This is a genomic window from Marinobacter sp., from assembly GCF_039977835.1.
In the GTDB taxonomy this organism is placed as follows: domain Bacteria; phylum Pseudomonadota; class Gammaproteobacteria; order Pseudomonadales; family Oleiphilaceae; genus Marinobacter.
Map to the genome: position 1 here is coordinate 1 of NZ_JBDWCL010000016.1, position 14,996 is coordinate 14,996.

A 14,996-nucleotide genomic window follows, 5' to 3' on the forward strand; every position below is an offset into this window, starting at 1 on the left:
CCGGGAAAGCGACCTGGCTTTTATCGAACGGCTGGCGGCCGAGGAAGGCTGGCACTACCGTTATAGTCACGGTGATGTGGAAGGCAACGACCAACCCGCCCTGATCATCGCCGACCACCACGGCGACGCTCCCAGGCTTGAACCAGTGGAATACAACGGCAAGGCCGGTGGCAGCAGCCGCCAGAGCGCCGTCTTCCAGTTCAGCTACCGGGAGCGGATCAAGGCCGCCTCCGTGGCCATGAAGGACTACACCTTCCGCAACCCCGCCTACGCCCTGATGCACGAACAGCAGGCCGACAAACTGAAAGGCCAGCGCGAAGACTACCAGCACTACGATTACCCCGGCCGCTTCAAAGCCGACGCCAGCGGCCAGCCGTTTACCGAAAGCCGCCTGGACGCCCTTAGAAACGACGCCGCAACGGCCGGTGGCCAGAGCAACCGCCCGGACTTCACCGTGGGCGCCAAGGTCGAACTCACCGAACACGACGACCAGAGCCTGAACCGGGAGTGGCTGTTCACCAGCATCGCCCACACCGGCGAACAACCCCAGGCCCTGGAAGAAGACGGTAACAGTGGCGCTACCACCTACCACAACGCCTTCAATGCCATTCCGGCGGACCGCACCTGGCGCCCCCAGGTGGACCACCGCCCCCTGATGGACGGCCCTCAGATCGCCATCGTCACCGGCCCCGAAGGTGAAGAGATCCACTGCGACGAACACGGACGCGTCAAAGTGCGATTCCCCTGGGACAGTTACAGTAAAAACGACGAACACAGCAGCGCCTGGCTTAGAGTCAGCCAGGGCTGGGCCGGTGGCCAGTATGGCTTTATGGCATTGCCGCGAATCGGCAACGAAGTCATCGTCTCCTTCCTGGACGGCGACCCGGACCAGCCCATCATTACCGGACGAACCTACCACGCCACCAACACACCGCCGTACGCGCTGCCGGAACACAAGACCCGAACCACCCTCAAGACCCAGACCCACAAGGGCGAGGGCAGTAACGAACTGCGATTCGAGGACGAAGCGGATCAGGAACAGATCTATGTCCACGCCCAGAAAGACCTGGACCTGCTGACGGAAAACAATCGCACCGAAGTCATCAAAAATGACAGCCACCTCACCGTGGACAGCCACCGCAAGGCCCACATCAAGGGAAATGACCACGCCACCGTGGATGGCGAAAAGCGGGAACAAACCGGCAAGGACCACAGCTTCAACGTTACCGGCACCCTGCACCTGAAGGCCGGCACCGCCTGGCTCAGCGACTCCGGCACCGAGCTGCACATCAAGGCCGGCCAGAAATGCGTGATTGAAGCGGGTGCAGAAATCACCCTTAAGGCTGGCGGCAGCTTTGTGAAGATTGATCCCAGTGGTGTTGCTATGGGTGGCGCCGCTATCAAGCTTAATGCGGGTGGCTCACCGGGTAGGGGGAGTGGGCAGAAGGTTCAGGTGCCGGAGCTGCCGGGGTTGGTGGAGAAGAATGGTGGGGCTGTTGCGCCTATGCAGTTGGCAGAAGCCCCTGTTCGTCCTATTGGCAAGGCAGATGAGACCATAGAACTGCTGGAAGTCGCAGCGGTGGAAGACTTGGCTCTGGTAGACAAATGCATGGAACAGCCCGATGGCAGCTGCCCGCTCGATCACTGCCCCTGTAGGGAGACCGCATAATGGGTGCGATGGCAACGTTGGGCGCTGGGAATCTCCACTTTCCTGAAAAGGATCTGCAATGGTATGCACTGCTGGAAGGCGCTCACCCAACCTACAACACCCTGGATCTGGTTTATAAAAACATAGCGACCCCGGAGTGGGTGGCAATCTATCAGTTTGCTCCCTACGAAGCGCTCATCAAGGTAAGTCCGGTACTGATTAAGCTGGACCAACCCCACAAATGGTTACAACAGTGGCAACAGTCGTTTCCCGGCCTTGCCGGTTCGATGCTTGGCTCGGAGAAAAGCCTGGAAACTGTCGCGGGCCATTTGCGGACACTGGTGTCTGTTCGGATTGAAGGTGGCGCGGATGCCTTATTTCGCTTCCACGATTCCTGGATTGCCAGTGCGCTCTACCCAACCCTTGATTACGCAGAGCGGGCCAGGTTCCATGGACCGATCTGTCAATGGCTTTGGCCCCGGGGCAGGGAGATCTGCCAGGCAGAGCGGCCAGGAGAAATGCTTACAGAAGATCAGGCACTGAGCGAAGGGTGGTTACAGCTAAGCACAGAAAGCCAGCGGGCCATTCGTCAGGGGCTCATGTCCAAACGGAATTGGAAGGAGGGTCAACAGTGACAGCACCATGTATTTCAGCAGGGTCCCCCTGTAAGGAGCCGGAAAAGCTATATGTGGAAGTGGCCGGAACCGACGTTCACCCAGGCTATGGGCTGGTATTGGAGAAAAACGGTGAGCCTGTCAGCACACTCTCAATGGAACAGCGTCAATGGCACCAGCGCTATGAGTGCGAGTACGCGGTGGGTGCCGCTGAGCGTTTTGACCATACCCTGACGCTCACGGTTGAAAAAGAGCAGGGGGGCAACCTGCGATTGCCACTGCTGGATGAGCCTCACCCAACCCGGCTTTCCGCGTACACCCAGCCCAATCTGTTGTTGCCGATTTACCCGTTGGCTGAAATGCCACGGGTGGAGGGCGACGCCGGGCACGCCCTGCTAAGGCCCGGCTACCTGTACGTTTTCTGGAAAGGCATCCTTTGGCGTGAACTCCAGACAGACGAAACCGGCAAGTTGCGGGATATTGATCTGCCCCACTATAGGGAACTGGCAAAAAGCGAAGGCCCTTCCGCCGCGGGCGAACGTGAACACGCCGGCGTGGTATTGGACACGCTCTGGGTACCGGCTCGTTTCCAGGCCGTGGGGGCGGCACAGTGGACCATTGGGGATGTGGAACTGGCCTGGTCCGAGCAACAGTGGAGTTGGGAGTACATTGAATCCCTGGAATCCGGGCAGGAAATCATCCACCTTCCGGCCAGTTACCGCGAACTGACAGGTATTCCGGCTTACGGCAAGAGCGGAGCGCAGATCATCAATGCCCGTCGCGGGGCCCGATGCAGGGCTCTGGATATGCTGGAGGGTTACGAGCACCGCCGTCGGTTCGGCCCCGAGAGTAGATCCGGCAAGGATTGGGTGTTGGTGAATGATGTGGCCCCTTGTCGTCGCCGGGACCCGGGCCGTGAAAAAGATGCCACCAACCCTGCTGTTGTGGCCCAGGCACTGGACGGTAGCGGCCTGGACGATGACAACAGCATGCTGGGCAAAATTCGGTACGAACTGGAGAGGATGGAAGGCTTCGCCTGTAAGGCGGCAGAGACTGTTGACTTCGCCAGCGGTTTGACCCGATGGGTGGACGACTTGCTCGGGGAGGACTGGCGTGCCCAGTTCGGCGGCGGGCAGACCGCCCCGGGTGCGGCAGAGGCCACGGATAAAGCCGAAGCCGCCCGTAAGGAACTGTTGGATGAGGTCCGTCGTCGCCTGAGGGCCGGCGACAGTGATGAGGACCAGCTCGCCTCGCTCAGGGAGCGGCACATACCCGCCGTGCCGTTACCGGATTTGTTGTTTGAGCTGGAGTGGCTCACGAACCAGACTTGCCTGCACTTAACATACCTCTCGACGGTGGCAGAGTCTGGCCAGGAGCATCCCCACTTCAAGAGTGCCATGCTGGTACACTCGGCCATCTTTGATTACAAGGGTTATGAACGCGGCCCGTTCGACGACTATAGACATGTAGTTGACACCGAAAAGCTGGACGCAGCGCTGCGCAAGGAAGACCGCGATACCTGCCGCGCCACCTGCTACGAACTGATAGAGCGCAGGATCAAGTTACTCGAAAACCAGGCCGTACCAGTGTTTAACGACCTGTTTGCGCTCAACGGCCTGCGTCACGCCATTGCCTTGCAAACACTTAACCCGCTGCTCACCCATCTGGAAACCTCCGTCTTCCACTTCGATCCGCTAGTAGGCAAGGTCGCCAGGGATAGGGAGGCCTATCGCGACGAGGCCGGGGCTGAATTCATCAAGAAACTGGCTCGGGGGCAAACCGGTTTGTCTGCCTTCCTGGTGGTAGAGGAGGGTATCGACCAAGAGCAGGTTGGTGAGCCGGAGCCGAACGACGGCTCAGGCAAACCCCGCCCCGGGCTTCTGAAATGGCTCCAGGGCCAGCGGCCGGTAGCTGGTGACCTGCCAGAGGCCCTGCAGAACCAGTACGAGTTGAGCGAGCATGAGCGAGAGAAGGTCTACGAGAATATCCGCAATATGGCGGACCCGGAATTGCTCCAGTGGGCGACTGCGTCTTACACCACCATGGGCCAACTGATGGCGGACCTGAGCAGTGAGTTCTACCTGTATACCCAGCGGGCGCTGTTGAGGAAAATTGGCAATGGCCCAATCTATCAGGTGACAGACACGCTGCAGATCCCGACACGGTACATGAAACTGGGGAACCCTTTCTTTGGGGGGCTGGTACTGGGCCATGCGAATCCCACAATGCTCAACCCCAATCCCGAAATGGTCCCATTGGGCATACGTTTTGGTAACCAAGCTGCGGGTATAGGCACTTTCTCGGATGAAGCCATCAACCACGCGCTGCAACGGTCCAACGGCGCCCAGGTGGTCCGACCCAAGGGCGGGGTGGTCAACCGCGTAGGGCCCGGCATGAACGGCAATTACGCCGTCATCCGTAATGGCAATGGCAAACTTCTCGCCAACGCTACCTCGGTGGCAGGCTTGCAGGGTAGCACCTCCACCGCGCCTGCTCAGGTGGAAATGTTCTTGGCACACAAGGACAGCGTAGCTGCCAGGATGTCGCAGGGGTTTGAGCACCGCGCCGGTAGTGTGCTCATGCGCTGGGCGCCACCGGGGATGTTGGGGGTGTTTAGTTTCAACATTGCCAATAGCGCTCAGGCTATGCTCTCATCAGGTCTGGAAAAAGGTATTCCCGTAAAAGAAGTAACCGCATTTGCCTATGGAATGTTCAATTTCATGTATTGGCTAGGTCATATTGCAGAGGCTGAAAACTTGGCTCGGGAAACCCGCCTGTCCTGGCTTACCAAACCTCGAGTAGATGTCGAAAAGATCAGTAATAGCACTCTCAAATCGGTGGCCAAGGGGCTTTTCACCAACAAAGTGTTGTCGATCGCCAAGTTTGCGGGCGTCACAGGCGCAGCCCTGGAGGTGGTATTGTCCCTCTGGGAAGGCGTGCAGCGGATGCAGGCCAACGACATGGACGCCGCTGCCGGATACTTTACTGCAGCAGCAGGTTTTGGCGTATTCATGTTCTCCCATCTGGCGGGAGCGGCGCTGCTCCCCATTCTGGGTGTGAGCTTTGCGGCTGCCCTGGCAGCTGTTGCCTTGATCGTTGCGCTGGCGGCTCTGGCATGGGCCATCCTGAACACCGACGACGCACTGGAAACCTGGCTCAAGCATGGGCCATTCGGTAAGGAAGAGCCCTCCAGCCAGTACTTGCACCTTCACAGCGAACCGGAGGAAGCTTTCCAGTTCCTGATAGGGGGACTGTTCCCGCTCATCGGTAGCAGTGGAAACCTGGCGGAGTTCAATGACCGGGGGCTGTTATCCAATACGGAAAAGGATTGGCTGCTGGACAATGATCGCACGGAAGGGCAAGTGATCACCGTGCGTTCTTCCGCCTTTGCGCTAGTGGACAGGCCCGAGGAACAGTTCCAGGCCCATTTCTGGATGACTTGGCGGCATGGAGGAAAGGCAAAAGTCCTGACCCCGGAATATGTGTATTACGATGCTGAAAACCAGATGCTCCGGTTTCACCTGCCCAAACCCCAGTGGCGTGGTATGGGCCGTTTCCGGTCCATGGAACAACTGAAGGCAAAGGTGCAGATTGCGCTGGGCAACGGCGGACAGCTGCCGGTCAGTGACATGGAGCAGCCATTGGCACCGGCCGTGGATGAGCCGGCACATACCGGCAAGGATCCCCGCTGGCTCACGATTACGAGTTAACAACTGATGATGGACGACTACCAAGACACCGCTTACCGCTCCGATGCCATCCCGGCGCTGCCACCGGGTGGGCACCCGCGCATGGATAAGGCATTCCAGCGCCTGCCCTGGGGGCACTATGAGAACCCGGTAATGCCCAACACCATGGAGACGCAGTTGGCCTACGCCCGCCTGTTCGAGGATGAAAGTGATGCGGAGGATGGGCATCCCTGGGGAGAATCGGTATTCTCGGTCAGCAAGGGGTTTTTGAGTGGGTTGCAGGGCTTTTTATATCTGTTCTATATGTGTTCTTGGCTCGCTTTTTTCGTTTTTTTAATTCCGTTAGGTCTTTTAATTCTTAAGGTCTTGTTTACAGGGCCTACTGTTGAAGGCGCGATATGGGTCTACGATACCTTCAAGTTTATTTATTTGTTTATAGCCATCGGCTACTTCGGCGGCAAATACGGCCGCCTCTTGTTAGCCCACCTCACCGACAAGCGCCAGCGAGCCAACCCCACGGGCCTGTACCGTCAAGAGGGTGTGGTTCGGATCAAGGAAGGCAAGGAGGTCTTCGAGGCTCCCTTCATTGAGTTCGATGCGTACTTAGTCCATACCCCGTCGGGCCGTGGTGGTCGGTACTTTAACCTAGTACTGCAACACCGCTACAGCCAACACCAGTTGTGGATGAAGGGTTTGCTCACCGATGCCATGGACCAAAGGGAAGTCTATGCATACTGGGGCATGCTCCAGCAGTACATGGACGTCACTCGGCCCCTGCCAGACGTCCCCATCTTTGAGCCCTTCCGGCCCCGTGACACTGTTACTGCACACTGGGACGAACGCACCGGGCGTGATCCGTTCAAGTGGCGGAAAATGTCCCTCGAGTCCTGGCGCAAGAATCACGAGCAAACCTACTGGGACCGCCTGCGAAGTACGAATTTCCATCACCCGTGCATCCTCGATGCCCATATCCAGGGGCGGGGCCTGCCGTTGCCGGAGGAGCAGGGTGGGGCAATGTTGGCGTAGTTTGGCCTAGAGTTAATACAGGGATGTATTCGATGGGAGTGCTGCACCTCGGTGCAGTAGGCTTGACTGGTTACTTTATGTACGAGGACACATCACTTACGTTCACAATAGGTCTTATGCTTTTGATCGGCCTATTTCTTTTCAGTATCTGGTCTCACGATTTCAGAATCCGCAACAATGTTATTGAAATCACTCCCCAATTTCTGAATATCGACGACTGTGAATTCGAAGAGATTCCATGGTCGGATATTTCTCATCTGGAAGTAGTTGATCACTTCAGCACGCGCCTTGGTCGCTTTGTGCATCTTATTATCTATCCGAAAAACAACGATAAGTACACATGTGAAAGACGGGGGCGTTTCTTCAGCCGGCAACGGGCGGATGGCGGTATCTTCGCCACAGACCTCTATAATTATGCTGAGGACCACAAGACGATCTTTAAGGATTTGTCTGAAGCCTTGGAAAGTAGTCGGTTGGTAGTCTGGCCGGAGTGACCTTCAAGCATTAACACCGAGTGCGCGGGTACGTCACGGTCATGCCTCACGTCATCTTGGACTGATCCGCGTCAATGCAAGATTACCTCACCACGGTTAAGTTCCCTGGCCTCAGGAGGAAGACCTTAACTTCTTACCACAGGATCAATTGCTCCCTAGGTGGTTTTGGCTACATACTGGAAAATGCGCGCCAACGCCAAATACTGAAAAATTTTCCCAACCAAGAGGTACCAATGACCTGGTACGCCCTCCAGCATAAACCCGCCCAGGGCAATCGAGCCCTGGCGCATCTGCAAAACCAGGAAATCATCTGCTTCTACCCCAAAATCACGGTAGAAAAAATCAAGGCGGGCAAACGCACCAAAAAGCTCGAGCCACTGTTCCCGGGCTACTTGTTCGTCAACCTGGAACAAACCGACCCCATGTGGTCGAAACTGCGCTCCACCCGGGGTGTGGTGCGCATAGTAAGCTTCGCCAATAAGCCAGCGGCCATTCCAGACGACGTCATCCAGCACATCAAAGACAGCCTGCACACCGTAGCAGAGCAGGGTGGCATTAAGCCCGGCCAACACGTAGAGCTGGACGAAGGCCCCTTCAAAGGCATCAGCGCCATCTTCCAGGCCTACGACGGCGAAGAGCGCGCCATCGTGCTCATCAGCTTCATGCAAAAACAACAAACCGTAAAAGTCCCCCTCTCAACCATCCACCCCCGCAGGTCAGGTAGGTCGGATTAGGCAAAGCCGTAATCCGACAATTGAAACTTGGGGTCAGACCCCAAGACATTTCATTAGGCAGAATGCGCTAGGGTCTGACCCCAAATGTATCAAATGCATTCCCTACCCTTTGACAAATGTTCACACGCTAAGCTGTCAAAAACACGCATGCACCCCTTTAGGTTACTTGTTTGTAATAGCTTATGCCGTAGAATCGTCACCAACTCAAACCTACCAACGCCCACAAGCTGACAGAGAAGACTGCCGGTTCGCCGGGCGGAATTGGTAGCGATGGGCGGACCTAAGATTGACGGTTTTGCCCTTGAATCGACCAATCAATATCCCTTTCGGCTGATAGTTTTTCGGGCTGGCTAAGTGGATCCAAAGGGTCAGTTGGGGTAGCTATGTGAAGGCCCAAAATTTCATCAATAGGAACGATGCAAAAGGCCACAACGCAGCGAACACGAGTGCCGCCCACTCGGGCTGAATTCCCAAAGAAACCAAAGACATTACGAACGCTGAGTTGAGGACTACTCCCCCGCCTGCTATCATCGCGAACCTCCAAATCGCGTCAAAGTGATTCCGCGTTGCTCGAAAGCTCCAGTAATAGTTCAGTAAATAATTGAACGTGGTAGCGACTAGATAAGCTAATGCATTGGCATAAAAATCTGAATAGGAAAAAGCGTGAATCAGTGCAGCCAACAAACCGATATATATAACGACGGAAGAACCCCCGATGAGGAGATAGCGGAGCGCGGTCCTCAGGTCGAACGTTCGAAAGCTGGACTTAATCGACAACAGCCAGCTATTAAAAATATTCAATTGATACTTCCTATTCATAATGAAGCGGCCAACATTGCCAAACTGGCCAAAGCTATTTTAGAGGCGCTTCAGAAAAGTTCTTATTCGATCAAAATTTTAATCGTGAATGATGGTAGCACGGATGGCTCAAACGAGGTAATTGCTGAACTTTCACAAAAGCACTCAGAGATCTCATTCATCAGCTTTTCACGTAATTTTGGCAAAGAAGCCGCGTTAATGGCGGGTGTTAACGAGTGCGGAAACGATTTTGACTTATTGGCCTACATGGATAGTGATGGGCAGCATACGCCCGATGATTTATTGAAGCTGATCGTAGAGGCCGAGAACTCCAATGTCGATCTTGTGTGTGGAGCAAGAACTGACCGCGATTATCAAACGCCGGCCCAGCGATTCGCGACATCGTGTTTTTACAAGATTTTTCATTTGATGTCCAAAGAAGAAATTCATGAAGGTGTCGGGGACTTCAACGTTTTTCGGCCGAAAGTGGTATTTGCACTCAGGCGGCTAAATGAAGACCATCTCTTTATGAAGGGATTGGTGTCTTGGGTCGGATTTAAGAAGAAAATCGTACCGATTACTGTCCAGCCTCGCGCTAATGGCACACCTAAATCATCGACTTTAAAGATGCTCAAGCTCGCGCTTGGCGCAATCTTATCTTTCAGCGCTTGGCCTTTAAGGGCATGGTCTATTGTCGGTATCAGTTCCTCTCTTGTAGCTTTAGCCTATCTCACGTTTATTGTTGTTAAGACGGCGGTTTACGGCACTGATGTGCCGGGCTATGCGTCCACAATCGTTCTTTTATTAGGCCTTGGGGGGCTGCAAATTTTTTCAATAGGCATTTTGGGCGAGTATATAGGAAGAATCTACGATTCGTCGAAGCGCAGGCCTAGATACATTATTGCCGAGAAAAGCGATGACTAAATCTCAAAGCGCGATGCTGCTGAGTGTTTTAATATGGCTTTCTCTTTTAACGATAGTTGCAGCCATTTCGTGGCTGGCTCCGCCGACAGGTGATACATGGGGCTATCTGGCAAGAGCTGAAGGTCTCACACCAATTGATCTTGCCCAGCGCTATTTTCAGGGCTATATGACAAACAACCCTAGGGTTGGCCAATATATGCTTGGGATTTCGGGCTATGGCCACTGGGCTATTGCCTTAGTAAGTGTTTTATCGCTTACGCTGTTGCTTGTTTCCGGGGTTGTTGTTGCAACTGGTCAACTAATAAACCCGTTACGACTTAAGCACACTTTTGTCGCGACTATCATTTTTGCAGTGATGTGTGCTGCGGGTGCGGAAGTTGGAAGGGCATTATTTTATGTTCCTTTTACCACAAATTATGTTTTTGGATTTGGTTTGCTCATGCTCTTCTTGGCTACCGTTAGGCTTGGCACTGAGATGGAGCTTTCGAAAAAAGTCGCTTTCCTGATTTTTCCAATTGGTCTGTTGGCGGGTCTCTCTAACGAGCACACACCTCCTGTTGTTTTGGGTATAGGGGCTGTCGCTATCATTGTGCATGCGATGGGCCTAGTTGATTTGAAATTAAAGCGACTACACTATCATGCTTTCTTCTCGCTTTTGGCTGGTTATCTTCTGCTTTTCTTCGCTCCTGGACAGGACGTCAGATACTCAAATGTAGATAAAAACTCTGGTTTTGAGGAGCTTCTGACCAATCTGCCGGTGCGTGTATGGAAAGTTCTCACGCTTCTGGTCGAGCACTCTGTCCCATTCTTTATTTTCGCAGTAATTTTGGTTGCGTTGGTGTTTTTGAGGGCGTGGTTTCGACGGGAAATTTCTGTGGCCTTTTGGCCAGCGCTGATGCTCCTGGTTTCCCTGGGAATGGCAGTCACAGTAACCGCATCTCCGCTCATTGGTCAGCGACTATTGTTTGCGTCTTATGCTGCGCTTGCGGTGTCGACTGCTGGCGCTTTGTTCTATCTTTCTAGGGTTCCGCTTCTTTTTTGGATTTGCGGCATTGGGGCTGTCATTTCGTCATCGATGTACCTCCGGCAGGCCTTTGACGTGTATTCCGATTTTCATGCGGCTTACTCTGGGCATTTGGAGAATGTGGTGGCGGCTCAGAAGGCCGGTAAGACGGACCCTGTGTTCTCTCCTTACAAATTCAATTTTAGGGCGACCAAAGAGTTCGTTAGGGCGGAGTATTTTTCTACTGATCCCGGGCATAGGTTGAACGTACATCGGGCCAACATATACGGATTCGATTCTGTTAAGTTTAGTTCTCGATGGTAGATTTATGTGCGGCTTATAGGGGTCAAAGCGATGTCTTATCCACCCCTAGGATCTGGGCATGGTTAGTTAAAGCTCTCAAGCCTACAATAAGTCGATCAACTAAAACTGGGGTGTCACAGTCTTCTTGAGTCCTTAAGGGTAGGTTCCTAAGAGATTGATGTAAATTCAGGTCAAATGCCCCCTGCGGCCCCCACAGTCTTCAGCGATATCTGTTAGCATTATTGCCGTGATTTAATCTGAATTTCTAGTCAGAATGTCATGCAAGATTCACCAGAAAACGGTCAGTGTGCGCGATGACTTTTTGCATAAAACCAGTGACCTGCCCCCTGTCTTTAATCCAACTGCTCCCTAGTAATGTCCGTTACTTTTGAATTAGTTTTTCCAAGTCGGAGAGCGGAGGCAAACTCCAAGGGTGTCTGATACCCCAGGGATGAATGCGGACGCTGCTCATTGTAGTCCAAGCGCCAATTGCTGATCTTCTCACGAGCATGAGCGAGATCCCGAAACCAGTGTTCATTCAGACACTCATCCCGGAATTTTCCGTTAAAGCTCTCGACGTAACCATTCTGCATCGTAAGCGTCCGGTGATCCCATCTTGAGCCAGGCGCTGCTGTCGTCAGGATAGTGTCCACTTATTTTCTAGTGGACACTTAACATGAACGAATTAAGCGTAACCAAGCCCTACCAACGACGTCGCCGGTTTTCCCGGGAATTCAAAGCCCAGATTGTTGCCCAATGCCTGGAACCCGGAGCATCCGTTTCTCGAATCTCGCTGGATAACGGCCTCAACGCCAATATGGTCCGGCGCTGGATCCGCGAGGTGCAGCGAGCGCCTAAAACGCCGGGATTTGTACCGGTTAATCTGCCTGCGGCAACCTCTGCACCGAGCCACCAGTCGGTCTCGAACAAGCCTAGCACCATCCGCATCGAGATTCCCCGCGCCGGTGGCTCGGTCGTGGTGGAGTGGCCGGCGGAGCAGGCCCACCAGTGCGCCGCTTTGCTGCGGGATTTGCTGGGATGATCCGGATCGACGAGATCTGGCTGGCTACCGAGCCACTGGATATGCGGGCGGGACCTGACAAGGCGCTGGCGCGAGTCATCCAGGTATTTGGTTCAGCCAGGCCACATTGTGCCTATCTGTTCGCCAACAAACGGGGCAATCGGATGAAGGTCTTGATCCACGATGGCCTCGGCATCTGGTTGTGTGCCCGCCGGCTGAACCGGGGCAAGTTCCACTGGGGCGAGTCCTGGCGCGGTGACCAACTGCGACTGACCGAGGAACAGTTATCCGCTCTGGTTCAGGGCCTGCCCTGGCAACGCCTTGGGGCCGATGGCGTGATCTCCATCCTGTAACCACAAGCTGAATGATATCGCCATAGCCAAAACTGCGAATCGCTTGCCGCACAAGGGCTTGGCATACTAACGGGCATGACTCAGCGCCCCGATCTCGACCAACTCTCTGCCGATCAGCTCCGTGCTCTTGCCACGGAACTGTTCGATCGAGTTGAGAACAAGGAGCGCGCTCTGGTGCACCGTGATGCGGTCATCGAGAAGCTGACTCACGAAGTAGCTATTCTCAAGCGTCACAAGTACGCCCGCCGCAGTGAGCAACTGGGCGCAGTCCAGGGAAAACTGCTGGACGAGCTGATCGACAGCGACCTGGCGGCCATCGAAGCCGAGCTTGAGCAGGTGATGACCGAGGAGCAGAAAGCCGCTCGGCCAAAGCAGCAACCCAAACGTACACCGCTACCGCCGGAACTGCCCCGCACCCTGATCCATCACGAACCGGACAACACCCATTGCCGCTGCGGATGTCAGCTCAAACGTATTGGCGAAGACATCAGCGAGAAGCTGGACTACGTCCCGGGCGAGTTCACCGTGGAGCGGCACATCCGCGGCAAATGGGCCTGCGACCAATGCGAGACCTTGATCCAGGCACCGGTACCACCGCAAGTGATCGACAAGGGCATCCCCACCGCCGGGCTGCTGGCTCAGGTGCTGGTGGCCAAGTACGCAGACCATCTGCCACTGTACCGACAGGAACGCATCTTCGGCCGCGCCGGACTCGAAATCCCGCGCTCCACTCTGGCCGAATGGATCGGCGCCTGCGGTGTGCAGTTGCAACCTCTGGCAGATGCGCTGAGAAGCGACTTGCTGAAACACAACGTTCTGCATGCCGATGAAACCCCGGTCAGCATGCTGGCTCCGGGCAAGAAGAAAACTCACAAGGCCTATGTCTGGGCCTACTGCACCACGCCGTTCTCAGACCTGGAAGCCACCGTTTACGACTTCGCACCCAGCCGGGGGGGTGAACCTGCACGCACCTTCCTGGGTGACTGGCAGGGCAAGCTGGTCTGTGACGATTACGCCGGCTACAAGGCCGGGTTCGGCAACGGCATCACTGAAATCGGCTGTATCGCCTACGCCCGGCGCAAGTTCTACGACCTGCACGAAGCCAACAAGAGCGAGTTGGCTGCGAAAGCACTGGAAGACACCGGCGGACTCTGCGAGATCGAGCGGGAAACCAAAGACCTACCACCGGATAAGCGCCGGGAAATCCGACAAACCAAAGCCAAACCACTGGCTGACGCACTGCATCAATGGATGCTAGCGCATCGCCAGAAGGTGCCGGATGGCTCCGGCACGGCCAAAGCGTTGGATTACAGTCTCAACCGTTGGGAAGCGCTGACGCGCTACCTGGACGATGGTGCTGTGCCCATCGACAACAACTGGGTGGAAAACCAGATCCGACCCTGGGCGCTGGGGCGCAGCAACTGGTTGTTCGCGGGATTACTGCGCAGTGGCCAACGTGCTGCGGCTGTGATGACACTGATCCAGTCGGCGAAGCTGAATGGGCATGATCCTTATGCTTACCTGAAGGATGTGCTGACCCGCCTTCCGACGCAGAACAGCAACGCCATCGATGAGCTATTGCCCCACAACTGGAAGCCGGCTATACCTGACAAGGTGTGTTAGCCGGACGTGAATGGACTCCTCCTCTATTGCAAGCACTCTGTTTAATCACGATTAGGTACGACTGCCCACGTGTATCCGGTCTCGATAATGATGCCCTGTAGATGACCATTGTACCCTGATGGGCTATTCGCATGCTGGTTCCCAAACGCTTACACGAGCTTGTGGGCTCCGCGTCCGGTAGGGGTTTCCCACGATCGGTTCTACCTGGTCGCCATCAATCAAACTGCTCTGCAATCGTGGTGGTCTTCTCCTTAAAGTTTACCTGAGTGGTCCCTCTCAGTTTATAGCGCTACTGCTGCCAGCCTTGGATCAAATGCCATGTCATGACGAACCAGCGCCCAAGCCATCCGTGCAGTTTTGTTTGCCAACGCAACGGTGGATACATTGGCATGCTTCCGCGCCCGTAGTCCTTTGATCCAATGATTTAGGTTGTCCTCTTTATCGTCTACGCGACAGAGGACGGCTCGGGCACCATGGACCAGCAACTTCCTCAAATAACTGTCGCCCCGCTTACTAATGCCGAGTAGGCGGTCTCGTCCCCCAGTACTATGTTGCCTCGGTGTCAATCCTAATGACGCGGCCAAGTCACGTCCTCTATGAAATGCCGTTCATTCCCCAGAGCCCCAGCTAGTGTGCCTTAACAAAAGTTCGTCTTATTATTCAGCTTATCGGAAAGACGAGCGATTGATGCAATGATTTGATCCGCTGTTTTGCGCCAGATAAAAGGTTTGGGATCGTCGTTGTATCTTGCCAGGTAGTCTTTAAT

At 54.9% G+C, this 14,996-nt stretch carries 12 protein-coding genes and 2 pseudogenes; 11 read left to right on the forward strand and 3 right to left on the reverse strand.

The genetic code is table 11. The annotated features are described in order from the left end of the window. The 6 genes from ABJM11_RS06305 to rfaH all read left to right on the forward strand — a co-directional run. Positions 1 to 1,669, forward strand: a 1,669-nt coding sequence (locus ABJM11_RS06305; RefSeq protein WP_348293109.1) for a type VI secretion system tip protein TssI/VgrG, incomplete at its 5' end; no start/stop codon positions are given. Beyond that, complete coding sequence (locus ABJM11_RS06310) at positions 1,669 to 2,283, forward strand: DUF4123 domain-containing protein (RefSeq protein WP_348293111.1); 615 nt, start codon at positions 1,669 to 1,671, stop codon at positions 2,281 to 2,283. The genes ABJM11_RS06305 and ABJM11_RS06310, both read left to right, overlap by 1 nt. Beyond that, the gene (locus ABJM11_RS06315) at positions 2,280 to 5,972 is read left to right on the forward strand and encodes a hypothetical protein (RefSeq protein WP_348293113.1); all 3,693 of its coding nucleotides are present in this window, start codon (positions 2,280 to 2,282) and stop codon (positions 5,970 to 5,972) included. The genes ABJM11_RS06310 and ABJM11_RS06315 overlap by 4 nt, the downstream gene beginning before the upstream one ends. A 6-nt stretch (positions 5,973 to 5,978) precedes the next feature. Further along, positions 5,979 to 6,977 carry a hypothetical protein gene (locus ABJM11_RS06320; RefSeq protein WP_348293114.1) on the forward strand — a complete coding sequence of 333 codons (999 nt, stop codon included), beginning with the start codon at positions 5,979 to 5,981 and terminating at the stop codon, positions 6,975 to 6,977. Positions 6,978 to 7,009: 32 nt separating this feature from the next. Further along, positions 7,010 to 7,471: a hypothetical protein gene (locus ABJM11_RS06325; protein WP_348293116.1), complete on the forward strand. Its 462-nt coding sequence runs from the start codon at positions 7,010 to 7,012 to the stop codon at positions 7,469 to 7,471. Between the two features lie 233 nt (positions 7,472 to 7,704). Then, on the forward strand, positions 7,705 to 8,205 hold the full coding sequence (rfaH, locus tag ABJM11_RS06330) for a transcription/translation regulatory transformer protein RfaH (protein ID WP_348293118.1): 501 nt from the start codon (positions 7,705 to 7,707) through the stop codon (positions 8,203 to 8,205). 381 nt (positions 8,206 to 8,586) lie between these two features. Here rfaH and ABJM11_RS22480 read toward each other — a convergent pair whose 3' ends face one another. Then, positions 8,587 to 8,982 carry a GtrA family protein gene (locus ABJM11_RS22480; protein WP_407069972.1) on the reverse strand — a complete coding sequence of 132 codons (396 nt, stop codon included), beginning with the start codon at positions 8,980 to 8,982 and terminating at the stop codon, positions 8,587 to 8,589. On the opposite strand from ABJM11_RS22480, the gene ABJM11_RS06335 reads away from it, so the two are divergent. Together ABJM11_RS06335 and ABJM11_RS06340 are read left to right on the forward strand one after the other, a co-directional pair. Then, a complete protein-coding gene (locus ABJM11_RS06335; protein ID WP_348293120.1) occupies positions 8,869 to 9,927 on the forward strand; it encodes a glycosyltransferase family 2 protein in 1,059 nt (352 codons plus the stop codon). The two genes, ABJM11_RS22480 and ABJM11_RS06335, sit on opposite strands and share 114 nt — an antisense overlap. Next, positions 9,920 to 11,254 (forward strand): DUF6056 family protein, encoded by a 1,335-nt coding sequence (locus tag ABJM11_RS06340; RefSeq protein WP_348293122.1) that lies wholly within the window; start codon positions 9,920 to 9,922, stop codon positions 11,252 to 11,254. Before ABJM11_RS06335 ends, ABJM11_RS06340 begins: the two co-directional genes overlap by 8 nt. A gap of 332 nt (positions 11,255 to 11,586) precedes the next feature. On the opposite strand, the pseudogene ABJM11_RS06345 reads toward ABJM11_RS06340, so the two are convergent. After that, a pseudogene (locus ABJM11_RS06345) lies at positions 11,587 to 11,823 on the reverse strand (transposase); the annotation flags it as partial. Between the two features lie 86 nt (positions 11,824 to 11,909). On the opposite strand from ABJM11_RS06345, the gene tnpA reads away from it, so the two are divergent. The 3 genes from tnpA to tnpC all read left to right on the forward strand — a co-directional run bounded on the left by tnpA (position 11,910) and on the right by tnpC (position 14,230). Next, entirely contained in the window at positions 11,910 to 12,275 is a 366-nt protein-coding gene (gene tnpA, locus ABJM11_RS06350; RefSeq protein WP_348293123.1) for an IS66-like element accessory protein TnpA, read from the forward strand. Continuing rightward, on the forward strand, positions 12,272 to 12,607 hold the full coding sequence (gene tnpB, locus ABJM11_RS06355; RefSeq protein ID WP_177186130.1) for an IS66 family insertion sequence element accessory protein TnpB: 336 nt from the start codon (positions 12,272 to 12,274) through the stop codon (positions 12,605 to 12,607). Before tnpA ends, tnpB begins: the two co-directional genes overlap by 4 nt. A gap of 75 nt (positions 12,608 to 12,682) precedes the next feature. Then, positions 12,683 to 14,230 carry an IS66 family transposase gene (gene tnpC / locus ABJM11_RS06360; RefSeq protein WP_348293125.1) on the forward strand — a complete coding sequence of 516 codons (1,548 nt, stop codon included), beginning with the start codon at positions 12,683 to 12,685 and terminating at the stop codon, positions 14,228 to 14,230. 281 nt (positions 14,231 to 14,511) lie between these two features. Here the strand turns inward: tnpC and ABJM11_RS06365 are convergent. Then, a pseudogene (locus ABJM11_RS06365) lies at positions 14,512 to 14,832 on the reverse strand (transposase); the annotation flags it as partial. Positions 14,833 to 14,996 lie beyond the last annotated feature (164 nt).